Raw genomic sequence first — 19,975 nt, 5'->3', positions numbered from 1 at the left:
GGTATGACACAGCACTTGTTCACGCCCGTCACGCTGGGCGACCTGCACCTGGCCAACCGCATCGTCATGGCGCCCATGACGCGCAACCGCGCCGAACCCGACGGCACGCCCAACGCGCTCATGGTCGAGCATTACGCCCAGCGCGCCACGGCCGGCCTGATCGTCGCCGAGGGCACCTGGCCCGAAGTGACCGGCCAGGCATACTGCCGCCAGCCCGGCATAGAGACCGCAGCCCATGTGCGCGCCTGGCGCCGCGTGACGGATGCGGTGCACCAGCGTGGCGGGCGCATCGTGCTGCAGATCATGCACAGCGGGCGCATTGGCAGCCAGCACATCAAGCCTGCCGGCGTGGACAGCGTGGCGCCCTCGGCGCTGCAGGCGCGCGGCGAAATTTGGACCGACGCCGCAGGTATGCAGCCCTTCGACATACCGCGCGCACTGAGCACCGAAGAGGTAAAAGCCGCCATCGCCGAGCACCGCGCAGCCGCACTGCGTGCGCGCGAGGCGGGCTTTGACGGCGTGGAACTGCACGGCACCAGCGGCTATCTGAGCATGCAGTTCCTGAGCTCGGCCACCAACCAGCGCCAGGACGCATACGGCGGCAACGCCGCAGCGCGTGCGCGCTTTGCAGCGGAATGCCTGCAGGCCATGGCCGAGGCCATAGGCGCTGGCCGCGTGGGCATGCGCCTGAACCCGGGCAACACCTACAACGACACGGCCGACGAAGATTCGGGCGCGACCCATGCCGAGCTGATGCGCCAGGCCAGCCCCCTGGGCCTGGCCTACCTGCACGTGATGCGCGCGCCCAGTGCCGACATCGACGCCTTCGCGCTGGCGCGCCAGAACTTCGGCGGCCCGCTGATCCTCAACGACGGCTTCGACGGCGCCAGCGCCGAGGCCGCGCTGCAGGCCGGCCAGGGCGAGGCGATATCTTTTGCACGCCACTTCATCGCCAACCCCGACCTGGTGCAGCGCCTGCGCGCGGGCCTGCCGCTGGCCAGATTCGACCGGCGCACGCTCTACACCGCGGGCGCGGCGGGCTATAACGACTATCCCGTGGCCACTGCTGAGACCGTCTGAGCAGGCGCATTTCACAATAGCAGTGACAACTACGCCCCGACCATCGGGGCGTTTTGCATGGAGTTCACTCGATTGCGCCAGGTTTCACCACTGTGCGCAGATGGCGGCTCAGATCGCCCACGAAGTCCAGCTGCCGGTAGTCGCGTTCGGCAAATTGCCAGACGCCATCGATACAGGAAAACCGGTCGTGGTAGCAGCCGCTGGCAATGGCCTGCAGCGCAAACCCATCCACCGCCTGCAAGACCGTGTAGCACGAGCGTGCGCTGGCGCTCAGCCGGTCGTCGGCCACGTTGATGATGGAATTGGTGATCAGGTGGCGGGTACGGGGCGTGCCGCACGGATAAAGAATGAGAAGGCGGCGCCACAGTGCCAGCAGCTCCCGCACATCCAGGGGCTGTTTCCCCCCTGCGTGGATGCGGGCCTGGGCAAACATGGCCGCCGCCTGCTCCAGCTGGCCCTGGTCGATATGTTCGGCATACCGATAGAGTAGCTGCGTGATCTGGGTGACAGCCTCGGCACTCATGTCAGCGCAGGTGATCACGCCGCCGCATGCACTTGCCCATGCAGCACCTGTTTACCGCGCTGCTCTTCTTCCACGCCCAGCCAGCAGGCCAGTGCAGGCAGCAAGAAGATCGCTCCCAGGGCGTTCACCAGGAACATGAAGGCCAGCAGAATGCCCATGTCGGCCTGGAACTTGAGGGCAGAGAAAGCCCAGGTTCCCACGCCAATCGACATGGTCACGGCCGTGAACACGGCGGCCGTGCCGCGCTGGCGCATGGCTTCGTAGAAGGCCTCGCGCAGCGCCAGGCCGCGGCCCTGCATCTCGTGCTGCATGGACTCGAAGATGTAGATGCCATAGTCCACACCCACGCCCACGCCCAGCGCAATCACCGGCAAGGTGGCCACTTTCAGGCCGATACCCAGCAGTGCCATCAGGGCATTGCACATAATGGTGACCAGGGTCAGCGGCACGATAACGCACAACACGGCGCGCCAGCTACGGAAAGTAAGCCAGCACAAGAGCGAGATGGCGGCAAAGATGGACATCAACATCTGCACCTCGGCCTTCTCCACCGCCTCGTTGGTGGCGGCGGCCACGCCGGCGTTGCCGCCAGCAAGGCGGAAGGTTGCGTTGGGCAGAGGATTGGCGTCGATGAATGCCTGCACCTCATCGACCACGTGCTTGAGCGTGCGGCCCTCGTGGTCTGTCAGGTAGATGGCGATGTGGATGGTCTTGCAGCCATCGGTGTTGTAGCCGTTCTCGGGGTTAGCGGCGCGGGCTCCGGCGCGCAGCCCGCCTTCGCTGCGCTGCAGCACGGCCCAGCGCGGGTTGGCCTCGTTGTTGCCGGCGGCGTAGAGCTTGGTCAGGCCCGCAATGGTGCGGATGGACTGCACCCCAGCTACACCACGCATGCGCTGGTCGAAGCGTTCAATAGCGTTCATCACCTCCCAGTTCAGGCAGGCTTCTTCGAGGTTCTTCGTCTCGACGTAGATCGAGAGCACGTCCATGCCGATGGCGTAGCGCGAGATGATCTTGGCGTTGTCCTGGTTGTAGCGCGAGTCGGCGCGCAGCTCCGGCACACCGCTGCCGATATCACCCGTCTGCAGCTGGCGCGAGTAATAAGTGGCCCCGGCAAGCAGCGCCAGCATGACGGCAAACGTGGCCAGCGCCGGTCCCGGTCGCGCCAGGGCCGAGACGCTCCACCACAGTGCATGGCGCTGCCGGGCATTGTCGGGAGCCTGCTGCGCGGTGAACTCCAGGCGCAGGTGCGACAGGATGATGGGCATGAACATCTTGTTGGTCATGATCATCAGCGCCACACCCAGGCAGGCCGTCAGGCCCAACTCGTGCACGATGGGGATGTCGATCATCATAATCACCAGAAAACCCAGCGCATTCGCCAGTAGCGCCATGATGCCGGGGATGGCGAGCTTGCGAAACGCGCTCTCGGCCGCCTGGCGCGCGCTCTGACCGGACATGACTTCCTGCTTCCAAGCGTTGGTCATTTGCACCGCGTGCGACACACCGATGGAGAAGATCAGGAACGGCACCAGCACTGACATGGGATCGATTCCATAGCCGATCAGCGGCAATATGCCCAGCAGCCAGATCACCGGCAGCAGCGCCACGGCAATCGCCAGCACCGTAAGCTTGAGCGAGCGCGAATACATCCACAGCAGGATGGAGGTGACGGCAAAGGCAATCGCAAAGAACAGCACTACGGTGAACAGGCCGCTCATCACGTCACCCATGACCTTGGCAAAGCCGACGATCTGGATATCGATGGAATCCTTGGCAAACTCACTGCGGATGTGCTCAAGCTGCTGCGCCACCTTGGCGTAATCCAGGCGGGCCCCGGTCTCCGGGTTCACCTCCAGCAGGTCGGCCTGCACCAGGGCCGACTTCAAATCCTTGGCCACCAACTGGCCGACCACGCCCGACTTGGCCACGTTGCCGCGCACCCCCGCAATGCTTTCTGCATCGCCGCTGAAGCGCGAAGGGATGACCACGTCGCCAGTAAATCCGTCTTCCGTCACCTCGATGTAACGCACATTGGGGGCAAAGATGGAGCGCACGCTGCCTCGGTTCACCCCGGGAATGAAGAACACCTCATCGTGCACTTTGCGCAGCACGGTCAGGAACTCAGAGTTGTAGATGTCGCCCTCGCCCTTCCAGTGCACGCTTACCAGCACCCGGTTGGCACCAGAGAACGTGCCCGAATGCTGCAGGAATGCCGCCATGTACGGGTGCTTGAGGGGTATGAGCTTGTTGAATCCCGGATCCAGCCGCGTCTGCAGGGCCGAAATCCCCAGGGCCACGGTCAGCAACAGGAAGAACGCACCCAGCGGCTTGCGCAAGTGAATCAGTGCCCGCGCCATGGCGGCGACGAAGGCATCGGTGCGTGAGAGTTGGACAGTGATGGTCATGGGCAGGAGCAAAAACAGTGGCAAGGGCGTTTGCATTGTTCGGCGCCCTACCCGGCAGGGGCATCGTCCAAAAGGAGTAACACGCCGGCACGCGGGGACTAGGGTCTGCCCTGTCGTTCAAATGCAGTATGTCAACTGCCGCGGCGCTGACATCGTGCCCCCCCTGCCCGCATCGCCTAGTGGGTGGCAGGTCGTTTTTGATAGCCATAAAACCCATAGGAGTGGAGCCATGGATTCCCCTCTGCCCGGCAGGGCCGAGCGCCAGCACGCACGTTGTCATCACAGGCAGCGACACTGTCACTGTGCATGCTCGGCAGCGCGGCGCAGGCCGAAGCGGCCGTACACCTGAGCTTGTGTCCATCGCCCCCGTAGCACGCACCACAGGGCCCGGCCTGCGTTAGTCTCAACGGACGATGTTGCCGCCGCCGGCCTTGGCCAGAATGCCCCGAACTCCCCATGTCATGGGAAAGAGAAGGGACACACCATGATGGACATTCGCGGCCTGGCGTATGTGGTGGCACAAACCACCGACATGCCCCGCTGGAAAAACTACGCCGAGAACGTGCTGGGCATGATGACCGCACCCAGCGCCAACGGAGGCTTGCTGGTGCGCATGGACGAGCGCCAGTTCCGCCTTGCCGTCGAGCCTGGCGCACGCAACGCCTATGTCGCCTCGGGCTGGGAAGTTGCCAGCCAGTCCGCCTTCGAGCAAGCCGTGCAGGCCCTGCGCAATGCCGACGTGGCCCATGTGCTGGAAGACGCCGCTTTTTGCCGCCAGCGCTGCGCGCAGCAGGTGGTCAGCTTTGCCGACCCCTCTGGTAACCGCCACGAAGTGGTCTGGGGCTTCAAGTCCGACTTCGCACACTTTGCCTCGCCCATGGGCGTGTCGCGCTTCGTCACGGGAGGCATAGGCATGGGCCACACCGTGCTGCCCGCGCCCGACTTCGCCAAGACCGCCGCATTTTTCAAGGACGTGATGGGCTTTGGCCTGTCGGACATCATGAACTTCGAGCCCCCGGGCACCGAGGGCGTGATGCTGCCGATCCACTTCCTGCACTGCAACAACGGCCGCCACCACAGCCTGGCGATCGCGGGTTTTCCGGTGGAAAGCGGCTGCGTGCATGTGATGGTCGAGGTAGAGGGCATGCCCGAGGTAGGCCGCGCCATGGACCGGATGCGCGCACACAAGGTGCAGCAGACGGCAACGCTGGGCCAGCACACCAACGACAAGATGATTTCGTTCTACATGCGCACACCCTCCAACTTCGACATCGAGTTTGGCTACGGCGGCGCGGTGCTGGACTGGAACGAGCATATCGCCCATGAATTCACGCGCGTGAGCCTATGGGGGCACGACTTCAGCGTGTCGCAGCAACAACTACTGGACAAGGAGGCGTGATCGCCATGGCCAACAAACTCATGAGCGCGGCCCAGGCAGTCGCACAGATCAAGGACGGCATGACCGTCGGCATCGGCGGCTGGGGCCCCCGGCGCAAGCCCATGGCCCTGGTGCGCGAGTTGCTGCGCAGCCCCGTCAAGGATCTCACCGTGGTCGCCTATGGCGGTGCCGACGTAGGCATGCTGTGCGCCGCCGACAAGGTCAAGAAGCTCATTTTCGCGTTCGTCACGTTGGACTTCATCCCGTTGGAGCCCTACTTCCGCCAGGCGCGCCAAAGCGGTGCGCTGGAGGTGATGGAGATCGACGAAGGCCATTTTCTGCTGGGTCTGAAGGCCGCCGCCATGCGCGTGCCCTTCATCCCGACGCGCATCGGCCTGGGCACGGACGTGCTCAAACACAGCCCCGGCCTGAAGCTGGTGCCCTCTCCCTATGACAAAAAACAGTGGGTAGCCATGCCCGCCCTGCATCTGGACGTGGCCCTGCTGCACGTGGACCGCGCCGACGCGCGCGGCGTGTGCCAGGTCAAGGGGCCGGACCTGTACATGGACGACCTGTTCGCGCGCGCCGCCAGGAGCACCTTCGTGAGCTGCGACGAGCTGGTCGAGAGCAGTTATTTCGCCCAGGGCGAAGAGGCCCGCTATGTACCCTGGGAGCGCGCCGAAACCACGGGCGTGGTGCACCTACCCTGTGGCGCACACCCCAGCTCCTGCGCACCGCTGTATGGCTTTGACACCAAGCACTTCAAGGAATACGCGGCGAGCGCCAAGGAAGAAGGAGGCTGGGCCAACTACTTTGATCGCTACGTGCAATGCAGCCAGGAACAGTACCTGGAGCGTGTGGGCGGCCCCGAGGCCATTGCCAAGCTGCCCCTGCCGGTGTTCTGACCTGAAAGGAAATCGAGATGAGTGAAATTGCTCTGGTGGATCGCATCATCTGCGCCGCCGCGCAGGTCTGGAAGGACGATGGCGAGGTACTGGCCACCGGCATCGGCATCGTGCCGCGCCTGGCGGCCTCGCTGTGCATGCGCAGCATCAACCCCGACCTGATGATGACCGACTCCGAGGCCTGGATCGTGCAGCAGCCCGTACCCATCGGCCCGCGCGGCAGCTACCAGGTGCAACGCGAGAGCCACATGGGCTTTGCGCGCATTTTCGACAACGTCTGGGGCGGCAAGCGCCACGCCATGGTGGGCCCCACCCAGGTAGACCGCTTCGGCCAGGGCAATATCTCCATGGTCGGCAGCGACTACGCCCGGCCCAAATCCATGATGCTGGGCGTGCGCGGCTTTCCGGGCAACTCCATCAACCATGCCAATTCCTTCTTCGTGCCCAACCACAGCCCCAAGGTGTTCGTAGCGGGCGAGGTGGACATGGTGGCCTCGGTGGGCTACAACCCGGCGCGCCTGGCAGAGGGCTGGAGCCTGGATGAGGTGGCCGACATCCGCTTCATCTTCACCAATCTCTGCGTGATCGATTTTGGCGGCCCCGACCACCAGTCACGCCTGGTGTCGCTGCACCCCGGCGTGACGGCGGCGCAGGTGCAGGAGGCCACGGGCTTCCCGCTGCACATCCCTGCCCAGGTACCCACCACGGCCGACCCCACGCCCGCGCAGCTGGCCCTACTTGCCGAGCTCGACCCCCATAGCCTGCGCGCCAGCGTGCTTGGAGGCTGACACCATGAGCCAGAACCACCCCGGCGATGCCCTGGTGCAACGCGAAGACCAGTCCGTCTACGAAACCGACGAGCCCGTGCTGTACGCGGTGGCCGATGGTATTGCCACGGTCACCATGAACCGCCCCGGCTTCAACAACGCACAGAACTCGCAGATGACCTATGCGCTGGACGCGGCGTTCGAGCGCGCCGTCAGCGACGATGCCGTGAAGGTCATCGTGCTGCGGGGCGCAGGCAAGCACTTCAGCGCGGGGCACGACATCGGCACACCGGGGCGCGACATCAACAAGCCCTTCGAGCGCAAGCACCTGTGGTGGGACCACACCAACAAACCGGGCGCAGAGCAGCTCTACGCGCGCGAGCAGGAGGTCTACCTGGGCATGTGCCGGCGCTGGCACGACATGCCCAAGCCCACCATCGCCATGGTGCAGGGCGCCTGCATCGCCGGTGGCCTGATGCTGGCCTGGGTGTGCGACCTCATCGTCGCCAGCGACGATGCGTTCTTTCAGGATCCGGTGGTGCGCATGGGCATTCCCGGCGTGGAGTACTTTGCCCACGCACACGAGCTGAACCCACGCATCGCCAAGGAGTTCCTATACCTGGGCGAGCGCATGCCGGCCGAGCGCGCCTACCAGATGGGCATGGTCAACAAGGTGGTGCCGCGCGACGAGCTGGAAACTGCCACCTACGCCTGGGCCGCAAAGATCGCCAGCCAGCCGCGCCTGGGCCTGTCGCTGACCAAGAGCGTGATCAACCGCGTGGAAGAGCTGCAGGGCCTGCGCAGCACCATGGACATGGCCTTTGGCTACCACCACTTCGCCCATGCCCAAAGCCAGGTGCTGGGCGCAGGACAGCTGGGCGGGCATGACGCCAAAAGCATGGTACAGGCCAACAAACAGGGAGCCGGCGCGTGAGCGAAAACAGGCTGCGCACACCCCTGTGCGACCTTCTGGGCTGCGAATTCCCTGTGGTGCAGACCGCCATGGGCTGGGTGGCCGGTTCCAGCCTGGTGGCGGCCACGACGAACGCCGGGGGTTTTGGTTTCCTGGCCGGGGCCACCATCGCCGCCGACCACATCGAGGCGGAGATCCTGCGTGTCAAGGAGCTGACGGGCGACCGCCCCTTTGGCCTGAACTTCCACATGTTCCAGCCCAACGCGCTGCAACTGCTGGATCTGGCGGTCAAGCACAAGATCCGCGCCGTCAGCTACGGGCGCGGGCCGGACAAGAAGACCATTGGCCGCCTGCGCGATGCAGGCATCGTCTGCATGCCCACGGTGGGGGCGCTCAAGCACGCGCAAAAGGCCATAGAGATGGGCGCCAACGCCATCACCATCCAGGGCGGCGAAGGCGGCGGACACACTGGCAGCGTGCCCACCATGGTGCTGCTGCCCCAGGTGGTGGATGCCGTGCAGGTGCCGGTGGTGGCCGCTGGCGGCTTCTACGACGGGCGCGGCCTGCTCTCGGCGCTGGCCTTTGGTGCGCAGGGCATTGCCATGGGCACGCGCTTCCTGATGACCAGCGACTCGGGCGTGCCACAGGCCACACTGGCGCGCTACCTGGCCACCAAGGATGCCGAGCAGATCCGCATCTCGCACCTGGTCGACGGCATGCCCCAGCGCATGATCCCCAACGAATACCTGAGCATGCTGGAGAAGGCCTCGCCGCTCAAGCGCGTGCGCATCGCCCTGTCGCTTGCCCTGCAGTGGAAGGCGCAGACCGGCATGACCAGCGGCCACGCCCTGTCAGTGCTGTGGCAGGCACTGCGCGAAGACCCGGCCAGCGTGGCGCAGACCGTGATGGCGGCCAACGCCCCCATGCTACTGCAGCGCTCCATGGTCGAGGGCAAGCCCGCCGAGGGCGTGATGTCCGCCGGGCAGGTGGCAGCGCTGATCGGCAAGCTCGACTCCTGCCAGGACGTGATCCACGGCATCGTCGCCCAGGCACAGCAGCGCTACCAGCAGCTTTCGGCACAAGCTTTCGCAACCGACCTCTCCACCCATTGAACCCTTCCATGAGCCAGCAACAGTTCCATTCCCACATCCACGACAACGGCGTGGCCGAGCTGGTGATTGACCGCGCCCCGGTCAACGCCCTGAACGCCGCCGGCTGGAACGGCCTGGCCGCCGAAATCGCCGCACTGGGCCAGCGCTCCGAGGTACGCGTGATCGTCATCCGCGCCGAGAACCGGGGCTTCTGCGCCGGGGTGGACATCAAGGAGCTGGCCGCCAACGACAAGCTCATCGTCAGCGTCAACGCAGGCAACTACGCCACCTTCAAGGCCGTGCACCGCAATCCGGTGCCGGTCATCGCCGCCGTACACGGCTTCGTGCTGGGCGGGGGCATTGGCATCTGCGGCGCAGCCGACATAGTGATTGCCGCCGACGACGCCACCTTCGGCCTGCCCGAGGTGGACCGTGGCGCCATGGGCGGTGCGGCGCACCTGCAGCGCATGTTCGGCGTGCAAAAGACGCGCTACCTGTTCTTCACCGGCGAGATGATCGGCGCGCCCGAGGCGCTGCGCCTGGGCGCCATAGAGCGCGTGGTGCCGCGCGATGCTCTGCGCGATACGGCGCTGGCGATCGCCGCAAAAATCGCCGCCAAGAGCCCGGCCATGATCCGCATCGCCAAGGAGGCGCTCAACGGCATCGAGGACGGCAACCTCGAAGACAAGTACCGCTGGGAGCAGGGCTTTACCCTGCAGGCCTATATGAGCCCGGATTCATCCGAGACGCGCCAGGCCTTCGTGGAAAAGCGCGACGCCCAATTCTGACCTGCAAGGACAAGCCGCCATGGACCTTCGCTACACCCCTGCCCAACAGGCCTTCCGCGCCGAGGTGCGCGACTGGCTGCGCGCCAACGTGCCGCAAGCGCCCTTTGCCAGCTATGACACACGCGAGGGCTTTGAACAACACCGCCAGTGGGAGGCCAAGCTCTCCGGCGCGGGTTTCAGCAGCCTGACCTGGCCCAAGGACCTGGGCGGGCGCGGCAGCGACCTCATCGAGTGGCTGATCTTCGAGGAAGAATACTGGTCCATGGACGCACCCCAGCGCGTGAACCAGAATGGCATCCTGCTGTTCGGCCCGACCATGATGGAATTTGGCACGCCCGAGCAAAAGGCGCGCTTCCTGCCGCGCACGGCGCGCTGCGACGACATGTGGGCCCAGGGCTGGAGCGAACCCAACGCGGGCTCGGACATGGCGGCCATCTCCAGCAAGGCGATACGCGACGGCGACCACTACGTAGTCAACGGCCAGAAAATCTGGTCCACCCGCGCGGTGTTTGCCAACTGGTTGTTCGGCCTGTTCCGCAGCGACCCCAATTCCTTCCGCCACCATGGCCTGACCTACCTGCTGGTGCCACTGGATGCGCCTGGCATCACCATCCGCCCGATCCGCGCACTGAACGGCAAGGAAGCTTTTGCCGAGATCTTTTTCGACGACGTGCGTGTCCCGGTGCAAAACCGACTGGGCGACGAGGGCCAGGGCTGGCATGTGGCCATGGCCACCGCAGGCTTCGAGCGGGGCCTGCTGCTGCGCTCGCCCGCACGCTACCAGCGCACGGCGCAAAAGCTGGTGCAGCTCTACCGCAAGCACCAGGCCACGGCCGACCGCGACCCCGGCATCCGCGAGGCCGTGAACCGCGCCTGGATGGGCGCCGAGGCCTACACCCTGGCCTCCTACCACACGGTGGCCAAGCTGGCCCGGGGTGTCAGCATTGGCGCCGAGGCCAGCACCAACAAGATCTTCTGGTCTGAACTCGATCTTCTGCTGCACGAAACCGCGCTGCGCATCTTGGGCGCGCGTGCCGAACTGGTGGACGACGCCGAGACGCACGACTGGCTGGAAGGCTTCCTGTTCGCCCAGGCCGGCCCGATCTACGCCGGCAGCAACGAGATCCAGCGCAACATCATTGCCGAGCGTGTCTTGGGTATGCCGAAAGCCTGATAGAGGAAACACGATCATGGAATTCACCTTCACCCAAGACCAGATGGCGTTTCGCGACTCGGTCAGCCGCTTCCTGATGACCGAGGCCCCGCCCGAATTGCTGCGCGAGGTGTGGGACACCGACGCCGGGCGCAGCCCCGAACTGCGCCGCAAGATCGCCGAACAGGGCCTGACCGGCCTGTCCGTGCCCGAAGCCGAGGGTGGCCTGGGCCTGGGCGACATCGACTGGGCTCTGATGACGCAGGAATTAGGCTACTACGCCATCCCTGATTCGCTCACCGACACCGCCTATGTCGCTGCCGGCATCCTGGCGGGCCTGCCCGAGAGCCACGCCGCGCGCGCCCAGTGGCTGCCGCGCATCGTCGATGGCAGCGCTCGTATCGCCGTTGGTCACCCCGTCAACCCCTGGGTGGCCGACGCCCACCTCACCGACCTACTGCTGCTGCCCCATGCCACCTCCGCAGGCTTGGAACTGCACGCCGTGCCCGCCAGCGCTGTCCAGGTGCATACCGAACGCAGCATAGACGCCTCGCGCCGCCTGTGCAGCGTGCAGTGGCAAGCCGGTGATGCCACCCGCATTGCCGATGAAGCAGCCGGCCAGCTACTGTGGGATGAGGCACTGGAGCGCGGCGCCCTCTGCGTGGCCGGGCAGCTCGTGGGCCTGGCACAGCACATGCTGGACATGACGGTGGACTACGCGGGCCAGCGCAAGCAGTTCGGCAAGCCCATTGGTGCCTTCCAGGCCGTCAAGCACCACCTGGCCGACGTGTTCACGGCCATCGAATTTGCCAAGCCCGTGCTCTACCGCGCCGCCGCCGCGCTGGCGACCAAGGACGCCAGCACCAGCGCCCGCATTGCCCACGCCAAGCTGGTGTGCGGCGAGGCCGCCCTGCTGGCCGCACACAAGGGCATACAGGTGCACGGCGCGATGGGCTACACCTGGGAAGTGGACCTGCAGATGTTCATGAAGCGCGCCTGGGCCTTGAATGCCGCGTGGGGTGACCGCGCCTTCCACCAAGAGCGCCTGAGCGCCGCCCTGTTGGCCGACAAGGCGCCGCTGGGGCCGGGGGCGACGTTCCACTGACCCCCTGCTCCCTCCCCGGCCGGGGTGGGGGCCAGCGACGCATCCCCACCAACTCAGCCCCGCGCCAGCATCCAGGCCCCCATCCCCACCTTCCCCCAGAGAGGGAAAGTGCGGACAGCCGCTCACCGCCCGCCTTCACGTTCACAGACAAGGATTCCCATGGCCACCTTCCAAGCCTATATCGTTGACGCCCTGCGCTCGCCCACCGGCAAGCGCAAGGGCTCGCTGGCCCATGTGCATGGCGCTGACCTGGGCGCGCATGTCATCCGCGCGCTGGTCGAGCGCAACGGCGTGCCCGCCGACGAGTACGACGACGTCATCTTCGGCTGCGTGGACACGATCGGTGCGCTGGCCGGCGACATTGCCCGCACCGCCTGGCTGGCGGCGGGCATGCCGCTCAACGTGCCCGGGACCACGGTGGACCGCCAGTGCGGCAGCTCGCAGCAGGCCATCCACTTCGCCGCGCAGGCGGTGATGAGCGGCACGCAGGACGTGGTGCTGGCCGGCGGCGTGCAGACCATGAGCGCCATCCCGATCTCGTCTGCCATGCTGGCGGGCCAGCCGCTGGGCTTTACCACCCCGTTCGCCCAAAGCCAGGGCTGGCAGGCGCGCTTTGGCGATGCGCCGGTGAACCAGTTCTACGCCGCCCAGCGCATTGCCGACCACTGGGGCGCGAGCCGCGTCGACATGGAGGTGTTTGCCAAGCAAAGCCACGACCGCGCGCTCAAGGCCATTGCCGAAGGGCGCTTCGACCGCGAAGTGGTTCCGTATGGCGACTTCAAGATGGACGAGACCGCGCGCCTGAGCACGCTGGAGAAGCTGGCCACGCTGGAGCCGGTAGACCCCACCTACCCCAAGATCACCGCCGCCGTCTCCAGCTCCACCTGCGACGCCGCCGCCGCCGTCCTAGTGGTGTCCGAGGCCGCGCTCAAGCGCTATAACCTGAAGCCCCGCGCACGCATCCACCACATCAGCGTGCGCGCCGACGACCCGATCTGGCACCTGACCGCCCCCATACCGGCCACCGCCCATGCGCTGAAGAAGGCCGGCATGACAATGAACGACATCGACCTGGTGGAGATCAACGAGGCCTTTGCCTCGGTGGCCATGGCCTGGCTCAAGGAGACCGGCTACGACCCGGCGCGCACCAACGTCAACGGCGGCGCCATAGCCCTGGGCCACCCGCTGGGAGCCTCGGGCGCCAAGCTCATGACCACGCTGTTGCACGAGCTGGAGCGCACCGGCGGGCGCTACGGCCTGCAGACCATGTGCGAAGGCGGCGGCCAGGCCAACGTGACCATCATCGAGCGGCTGTAAGCCTCACCCCCGCCCTCTCCCGCTCCCAGGACAGAGAGCAAACCCCACGCCGCGCAGGAGCAGCACCATGACCGACCGCATTGCCCCCAACCCCCAGCGCCGCCTGCTCCTGCAAGGGGCGGTGGCGGGCGCTGCCGCCACCGGCCTGGCCCTGCCCGGCATGGCCAGCGCCAAAACCCGCACGCCACAGGACGCCAGCGCCTGGGCGCAGCAGCTGCGCAGCGGTGAAGTCACGCCGCTGGAGGCGCTGGACGCGGCCATCGCCCGCGTCGAGGCCCTGCCCAGGCTCAACGCCGTGGTGCTGCGCGACTTTGACCTGGCGCGCGAGCAGGCGCACAAGCTCTCTGCCCTGGGCCGCGCCGCACGCGCACAGGCCACCAAGACCGCGCCGCTGTGGGGCGTGCCCTTCCTGCTCAAGGACCTGGGCCAATACCTGCAGGGCACGGTCACTACCAACGGCTGCGCTTTCTTCAAGGATGCCGTGGCGCCGCACAGCACCACCCTGGTGCAGCGCTACCAGGCCGCGGGGCTGAACATCTTCGGCAAGACCGCCTCGCCCGAATTCGGCATGACCACCACCACAGAGTCGCGCCTGTACGGCGCCACGCCCAACCCCTGGAACGCTGCGCACACCACCGGCGGCTCCTCGGGCGGGGCGGCGGCCGTGGTGGCGGCGGGCATCCTGCCGCTGGCACATGCCAGCGACGGCGGCGGCTCCATACGCATCCCGGCGGCGCATTGCGGGCTGTTCGGCCTCAAGCCCAGCCGCGGCCGTGTGCCCGGCGGTCCGGACGTGCTCGAAGGCTCCATGGGCATGTCCATCAACCACGCCATCAGCCGCAGCGTGCGCGACAGCGCCCTACTGCTGGACCTGACGGCGGGGCCCGAGGCCGGCTCACGCGTACACCCGCCCGAAGGCGCGCCCGGCAGCTATCTGCAGGCACTCTTGCAGCGCCCGCGCAGGCTGCGTATTGCCCTGTGGCGCAAAAACTACTTTGGCGTGCCCGTGCACCCCGACTGCCTGGCGGCCATGGATGCCGCCGCCAAGGCCTGCGAGGCCCTGGGCCACAGCCTGGAGGAAAAAATGCCCGAACTGCCGGTGCAGGAAATCTACGCCGGCATGGGCACGGCCATGGGCACAGCCATGCTCCACACCATTGAGCGGCGCGAGAAGCTGCTGGGCCGCGCCGTGCGCGAGGACGAGATGGAGCCTCTGGACTGGGCCGCGCTGCAGCAGGCGAAAAAGGCCACGGCGCAGCAGCTCTACGCCGCGCGCCTGGGTTTTGACAAGGCGGGCCAGCTGATCGACGCCTTCTTCGGCGAGTACGACCTGGTGCTCTCGCCCACCACCGCCGTGCCGGCGCAAAAGCTGGGTGTGCTGACGCTGGACCAACCCTTCCAAAGCTATGCGCGCGAAGCCATGAACTCCTCGGCCTTCACCTCGCTGTTCAACATCAGCGGCCACCCCGCCATGTCCGTGCCCGCGCACTGGACGGCCGACGGCCTGCCCGTGGGCGCGCATTTCGTCGCCCCCTACGGCCGTGAAGACCGCCTGCTGACCCTGGCCGCGCAGTTGGAGCAGGCCATGCCCTGGGCGCAGCGCATGCCCGACCTGACACCCTTCAAGGCCTGACCTGCCCCACTCCATCACCCTACAAAACCCGAGGATCTGACATGCCCATCTGTACCCAACGCACTGTGGTCATCACCGGCGCCGGCGCCGGCCTGGGGCGCGCCTATGCGCTGGCGTTTGCGCAAGAAGGCGCGAACGTGGTCGTCAACGACATCCGCCATGACGCCGCCCAGGCCGTGGCGGACGAGGTGAAAGCAGCCGGTGGCCGCTCAGTAGCCAACAGCGGCGACATCACCACCCTGGCCGGCGCCGAGGCCATCCTCGACGCCGCCCTGACCGCCTTTGGCGGCGTGCACGTGCTGGTCAACAACGCCGGCGTGCTGCGCGACCGCATGTTCCTGAGCCTCACCGAGGAGGACTGGGACACCGTCATGCGCGTACACCTGCGCGGCCACTACTGCATGGGCAACACCTTTGGCCGCTACTGGCGCGACCAGAAGAAGGCCGGCCAGCCGGTGGATGCGCGCATCATCAACACCAGCTCCGGCGCGGGCCTGCAGGGCTCCATCGGCCAGAGCAACTACGCCGCGGCCAAGGCCGGCATTGCCGGCCTGACGCTGGTGCAGGCCGCCGAGCTGGCGCGCTACGGCATCACCGCCAACAGCCTGGCGCCAGCCGCGCGCACCGCCATGACCGAGAGCGCCATGCCGGACATGGTGAAAAAGCCCAACAGCGGCTTTGACGCCTGGGACCCGATGAACGTCGCCTCTATCGTCGTGTGGCTGGGCAGCCCGCTGTCGGCCCATGTGACCGGACGCTGCTTCGAGGCCAAGGGCGGCGAGATCTCCGTCGCCGACGGCTGGCACACCGGCACCATCCGCGACAAGGGAGCGCGCTGGGAACCGGCCGAGCTCACCGCCGTGGTCGATGAGCTCATCGCCCAAGGCCCCAAACCACAGAAGGTGTACGGCACCTGAGCCGGTTTTCACCTCCCTCCCCCGCTGGGGTGTTGGGGTGGGGGCCAACGGCGCAAGCGCATCCCCCACGCCCTGCAAGCCCCCATCCCTGCCTTCCCTCAGAGGGGGAAGGAGCAAAAAGCAGAGCCATGCGATGGATTTGAACCTCACCGAAGAGCAGCGCCTGATCGTCGACAGCGCCGCCGAATTCCTCGCCGCGCACAGCGCCAGCGAGCGCGTGCGCGACGTCAGCGCCCAGTCCGGCGGCTGGGATGAGGCCCTGTGGCAGGGCCTGGCCGAGCTGGGCTGGTGCGGCATCCACAGCCCCGAGGCCCAGGGCGGCCTGGGTCTGGGCCTTGTCGAGCTGGCGCTGCTGCAAGAACAGCTGGGCCGGCGCCTGGCCTGCGTGCCCTACTTCGACGGCGTGGCTCTGGCCGCCACGGCCCTGCGCGCGCTGGCGGGCCAGCCCGAGGTTGACGCCGCGCTACAGGCCCTGGCCAGCGGCGAACAGCGCTTTGCCCTGGCACTGCCCGCGCCAGACACCCCCACTCTCACCGCCCAGGCAGCACACAACGGCGATGGCTGGCTGCTGCAAGGCCAGTGGCCGCAGGTCGGCTCTGCCCCCGTGACGCAGCAACTCTTGCTGCCCGCACTACAAAGCGATGGCGCATGGGGCCTGTTCCTCGTACCCACCGACGCGCCCGGCTTGGCCGTCACCACCCAACCCGCCGTGGACGCCACGCGTCTGCACGGCCAGGTCACGGCACAGCAGGTGGCGCTGGATGCCACCCAGCGCATTGCCCACGGCCCGGTGCTGCAGGCGCTGCTGACGCACACGCGCTGCATCGCAGCCATCGCCCTGGCGGCCGAGCAGGTCGGCGTGGCGCAGCAGGCGCTGGACCTGTCCCTGGCCTACACGCTGGAGCGCCAGCAGTTCGAGAAGCCCGTGGCGAGTTTTCAGGCCGTCAAGCACCGCATTGGCCAAATGCTGGTGGCGCTGGAAACCGCGCGCTCGGCCGTCTATGGCGCGGCCTGCCTGGCCGACACCGACCCCGCTGCCGACGTGCTGCTGCGCGCCGCCGCCCAGGCCGTGTGCGAGGCCACCGAGGCCGCGCTGTACTGCACGCGCGAGGCTATCCAGCTGCACGGCGGCGTGGGCTTTACCTGGGAATATGACCCGCACCTGTATTTCCGCCGCGCCCAGGCCAGCAGCCAACGCCTGGCGCCGCTGCGCTGGTGGCGCGAGCTGGTGGCGCGTCAATTGCTGGATGACGGAATCACCAATAACTCCTGAATTGATAGCTTCTAACGCTTTATGCACAAGCGTTATCTGCCAATCCTACCCTTAAGAATGAGTCAAAAACGGGGGGGATGGCTGTCACCACCCCACTGCACTCATGGCAAAAATTCAAGCCAAATTGGCATGAAACCATTATTTGCAAAGCGTCAAATGCTATCAAAAAGATACCAATTTTTCCTGGCAAGGAGGTCAAGCCATGAACCTGATTGAGGCCACCGAAGAGCAAGCCTTCCGCGCCGAAGTGCGCGCCTGGATGGACGACCACCTGTGCGGCGCATTTGCCCCGCTGCGCGGCGCCGCCGGCCTGGGTGCGCCCGGCTACGACGCGCAACTGGCCAAACGCTGGGAGCAGGAACTGGCCCGCGGCGGCTGGACCGGTCTGGGCTGGCCCGGCGAATACGGCGGGCGCAACCTGCCGCTGGCACAGCAAATCATCTTCCACGAGGAATACGTGCGCTGTGGCGGCCCCGGGCGCATTGGCCACATTGGCGAGACCCTGCTCGCCCCCACGCTGATGGCCTGGGGCACGCCAGAGCAGCAACAGCGCTTCCTGCCCGGCGTGCTGGCAGGCACGGACTACTGGGCGCAGGGCTACTCCGAACCCGGTGCGGGCTCGGACCTGGCAGGAGTGCGCACGCGCGCACGCCAGGACGCGGCCACGGGCGAGTGGGTGATCGACGGGCAAAAGGTCTGGACCTCCTGGGCGCATGAGGCGAACTGGATCTTCGTGCTGGCACGCTGCGAAGAGCGCCAAAGCGGCCAGCCGCGCCACAAGGGCCTGGTGTTTTTGCTGGTGCCGCTGGACCAGCCGGGGGTGGAAATCCGCCCCATCCGCCAGATCACCGGCGGCAGCGAGTTCAACGAGGTGTTCTTCGACGACGCACGCACCGAGGCCGGCCTGCACCTGGGCGTGCCCGGCCAGGGCTGGCAGGTGGCGATGTACCTGCTAGGCTGCGAGCGCGGCGCGTCCACCCTGGGCCAGCAGGCGCATTTCCGCTCCGAGCTGCAGGACGTAATCACCGCAGCGAAGGCCAATGGCGCGGCGCGCGACCCGCTCCTGCGTCAGCGCATCGCACAGGCGGCACTGGGGCTCGATACCCTGCGCAGCCACGCGCTGCGCACCAGCGGCGCGCAGGCCGATCCGCGCGCCGCCAGCGTCTCCAAGTACGCGTGGTCGAATTGGCGGCGCGGCCTGGGCGAGCTGGCCATAGACGTGCTCGGCCCCGCCGCCGACATGGACGACAGCGACGCGCTGCACGACGGCCTGCGCCAGCTGTGGCTTGGCAGCCGCGCCGACACCATCTACGCCGGCAGCAACGAAATCCAGCTCAACCTGATGGCCGAGCGCGCGCTGGGCATGCCACGCTGACCGCCCTGCCCCATCGTCCTACCGGACGATGCAGCTGCCGCCGCCAGCCTGCAACATGCGGGCAGAACCATCGACTGGATAACTGCCCATGAAAGCCTCCCCCGATTACGTTCCCGCCCACGGCCTGCTGCGTGGCAAATCCGTGCTGGTCACCGCCGCGGCAGGCGCGGGCATTGGTTTTTCCGTAGCCCAGCGCGCGGCCGAGGAAGCCTGCCGCAGCCTCGTCATCTCCGACGTGCACGAGCGCCGCCTGAGCGAGGCCGTGGCCGCGCTGCGCGAGAAAACCGGCCTGCAGGACATCCACGGCCTGCTGTGCGACGTGAGCCAGCAGGATCAGGTGGACGCGCTGATCGCCTTCGCCGAGCAGCGCACGGGCGGCATCGACGTACTCATCAACAACGCCGGCCTGGGCACCAGCCGCCGCCTGGTGGAGATGCCCGATGACGAGTGGCACAAGGTCATCGACGTGACGCTGACCGGCACCTTCCGCATGACGCGCGCCGCACTGCAGGTGATGCAGCCGCGCGGCAAGGGCGTGATCGTCAACAACGCCTCGGTTTTGGGCTGGCGCGCCCAGGTGGAGCAAGCGCACTACGCCGCAGCCAAGGCCGGCGTGATGGCTCTGACGCGCTGCGCGGCCATGGAGGCGGCCGAGTTCGGCGTGCGCATCAACGCCGTGGCGCCGTCCATCGCCATCCATGCCTTCCTGAAAAAGTCCGCCTCCGAAGAGCTGCTCAACGAGCTGTCGGCCAAGGAGGCCTTTGGCCGGGGCGCCGAGCCCTGGGAGGTGGCCAACGTCATGCTCATGCTGGCCAGCGACTACACCTCGTACATGACGGGCGAGGTGGTCTCCGTCAGCTCCCAGAGGGCGTGACGATGGCGCAGGTTTTCAACTCCGCCGCCGCCGTGCTGCAGGCCGTGGGCCAGGACCTGGGCACGACCGGGTGGCTGGCCATCACGCAGGAGCGCATCGACACCTTTGCCGACGCCACGGGCGACCACCAGTGGATCCACGTCGATCCCGTGCGCGCCCAGGGCGGACCCTTTGGCACCACGATTGCCCACGGCTACCTCACCCTGTCGCTAGCCAACCTATTCCTGCCCCAGCTGGTGCAGTACCAGGGGCTGAAGATGGGCGTGAACTACGGCTGCGACAAGGTGCGCTTTCCGGCGCCAGTGCCTGTGGGCGCGCGCGTGCGTGGCCACGGCGCCGTGGTGGCTGCCGAGCCCGTAAAGGGCGGCGGCGTGCAGGCGACGGTGCGCATCACCGTGCAGATCGAAGGATCGGACAAGCCCGGCTGCGTGGTGGACACCATCAGCCGCCTGTTTTTTTGAAGGTTTTGGAAGGAATA

Annotated in this window: 18 protein-coding genes; 16 read left to right on the top strand and 2 right to left on the bottom strand. The window is 66.8% G+C overall.

Annotation, left to right across the window (positions count from 1 at the left end; all coding sequences use genetic code 11):
- Positions 1–3: 3 nt before the first annotated feature.
- Positions 4–1,080 (top strand): alkene reductase, encoded by a 1,077-nt coding sequence (locus tag P7644_RS08515; protein WP_404302785.1) that lies wholly within the window; start codon positions 4–6, stop codon positions 1,078–1,080.
- A gap of 64 nt (positions 1,081–1,144) precedes the next feature.
- Here P7644_RS08515 and P7644_RS08510 read toward each other — a convergent pair whose 3' ends face one another.
- Positions 1,145–1,603, bottom strand: a complete 459-nt coding sequence (locus P7644_RS08510; protein WP_404302784.1) for a nuclear transport factor 2 family protein — start codon at positions 1,601–1,603, stop codon at positions 1,145–1,147.
- Positions 1,604–1,617: 14 nt separating this feature from the next.
- Entirely contained in the window at positions 1,618–4,008 is a 2,391-nt protein-coding gene (locus tag P7644_RS08505; protein ID WP_404302782.1) for an RND family transporter, read from the bottom strand.
- 484 nt (positions 4,009–4,492) lie between these two features.
- Here P7644_RS08505 and P7644_RS08500 point away from each other — a divergent pair, with 484 nt between their 5' ends.
- The 15 genes from P7644_RS08500 to P7644_RS08430 all read left to right on the top strand — a co-directional run bounded on the left by P7644_RS08500 (position 4,493) and on the right by P7644_RS08430 (position 19,958).
- Complete coding sequence (locus tag P7644_RS08500; RefSeq protein WP_404302781.1) at positions 4,493–5,407, top strand: VOC family protein; 915 nt, start codon at positions 4,493–4,495, stop codon at positions 5,405–5,407.
- A 5-nt stretch (positions 5,408–5,412) separates the two neighbouring features.
- Complete coding sequence (locus P7644_RS08495; RefSeq protein ID WP_404302780.1) at positions 5,413–6,291, top strand: CoA transferase subunit A; 879 nt, start codon at positions 5,413–5,415, stop codon at positions 6,289–6,291.
- Positions 6,292–6,308: 17 nt separating this feature from the next.
- Positions 6,309–7,079 carry a CoA-transferase subunit beta gene (locus P7644_RS08490; protein WP_404302779.1) on the top strand — a complete coding sequence of 257 codons (771 nt, stop codon included), beginning with the start codon at positions 6,309–6,311 and terminating at the stop codon, positions 7,077–7,079.
- A 4-nt stretch (positions 7,080–7,083) separates the two neighbouring features.
- On the top strand, positions 7,084–7,992 hold the full coding sequence (locus P7644_RS08485) for an enoyl-CoA hydratase (protein WP_404302778.1): 909 nt from the start codon (positions 7,084–7,086) through the stop codon (positions 7,990–7,992).
- Positions 7,989–9,083, top strand: coding sequence for an NAD(P)H-dependent flavin oxidoreductase (locus P7644_RS08480; protein WP_404302777.1), 1,095 nt, complete (start codon positions 7,989–7,991; stop codon positions 9,081–9,083). The genes P7644_RS08485 and P7644_RS08480 overlap by 4 nt, the downstream gene beginning before the upstream one ends.
- An 8-nt stretch (positions 9,084–9,091) precedes the next feature.
- The gene (locus tag P7644_RS08475) at positions 9,092–9,850 is read left to right on the top strand and encodes an enoyl-CoA hydratase family protein (RefSeq protein ID WP_404302776.1); all 759 of its coding nucleotides are present in this window, start codon (positions 9,092–9,094) and stop codon (positions 9,848–9,850) included.
- A gap of 19 nt (positions 9,851–9,869) precedes the next feature.
- Positions 9,870–11,024, top strand: a complete 1,155-nt coding sequence (locus P7644_RS08470; protein ID WP_404302775.1) for an acyl-CoA dehydrogenase family protein — start codon at positions 9,870–9,872, stop codon at positions 11,022–11,024.
- Between the two features lie 16 nt (positions 11,025–11,040).
- On the top strand, positions 11,041–12,108 hold the full coding sequence (locus tag P7644_RS08465) for an acyl-CoA dehydrogenase family protein (protein WP_404302774.1): 1,068 nt from the start codon (positions 11,041–11,043) through the stop codon (positions 12,106–12,108).
- 159 nt (positions 12,109–12,267) lie between these two features.
- Positions 12,268–13,425 (top strand): acetyl-CoA C-acetyltransferase, encoded by a 1,158-nt coding sequence (locus P7644_RS08460; RefSeq protein ID WP_404302773.1) that lies wholly within the window; start codon positions 12,268–12,270, stop codon positions 13,423–13,425.
- 67 nt (positions 13,426–13,492) lie between these two features.
- Positions 13,493–15,058: an amidase gene (locus P7644_RS08455; RefSeq protein WP_404302771.1), complete on the top strand. Its 1,566-nt coding sequence runs from the start codon at positions 13,493–13,495 to the stop codon at positions 15,056–15,058.
- Between the two features lie 41 nt (positions 15,059–15,099).
- Positions 15,100–15,975, top strand: a complete 876-nt coding sequence (locus P7644_RS08450; protein WP_404302770.1) for an SDR family oxidoreductase — start codon at positions 15,100–15,102, stop codon at positions 15,973–15,975.
- 133 nt (positions 15,976–16,108) lie between these two features.
- A complete protein-coding gene (locus P7644_RS08445) occupies positions 16,109–17,248 on the top strand; it encodes an acyl-CoA dehydrogenase family protein (protein ID WP_404302769.1) in 1,140 nt (379 codons plus the stop codon).
- Between the two features lie 202 nt (positions 17,249–17,450).
- The gene (locus P7644_RS08440; protein WP_404302768.1) at positions 17,451–18,623 is read left to right on the top strand and encodes an acyl-CoA dehydrogenase family protein; all 1,173 of its coding nucleotides are present in this window, start codon (positions 17,451–17,453) and stop codon (positions 18,621–18,623) included.
- Between the two features lie 88 nt (positions 18,624–18,711).
- Positions 18,712–19,497, top strand: a complete 786-nt coding sequence (locus tag P7644_RS08435; protein WP_404302767.1) for an SDR family oxidoreductase — start codon at positions 18,712–18,714, stop codon at positions 19,495–19,497.
- A gap of 2 nt (positions 19,498–19,499) precedes the next feature.
- Positions 19,500–19,958, top strand: a complete 459-nt coding sequence (locus P7644_RS08430) for a MaoC family dehydratase (protein WP_404302766.1) — start codon at positions 19,500–19,502, stop codon at positions 19,956–19,958.
- Positions 19,959–19,975 lie beyond the last annotated feature (17 nt).

Source organism: Alicycliphilus denitrificans (genome assembly GCF_044792555.1).
Taxonomy (GTDB): domain Bacteria; phylum Pseudomonadota; class Gammaproteobacteria; order Burkholderiales; family Burkholderiaceae_C; genus Alicycliphilus; species Alicycliphilus denitrificans_A.
Note: the sequence above shows the minus strand (reverse complement) of the source record. Positions and strands in the feature narration are given on the sequence as shown.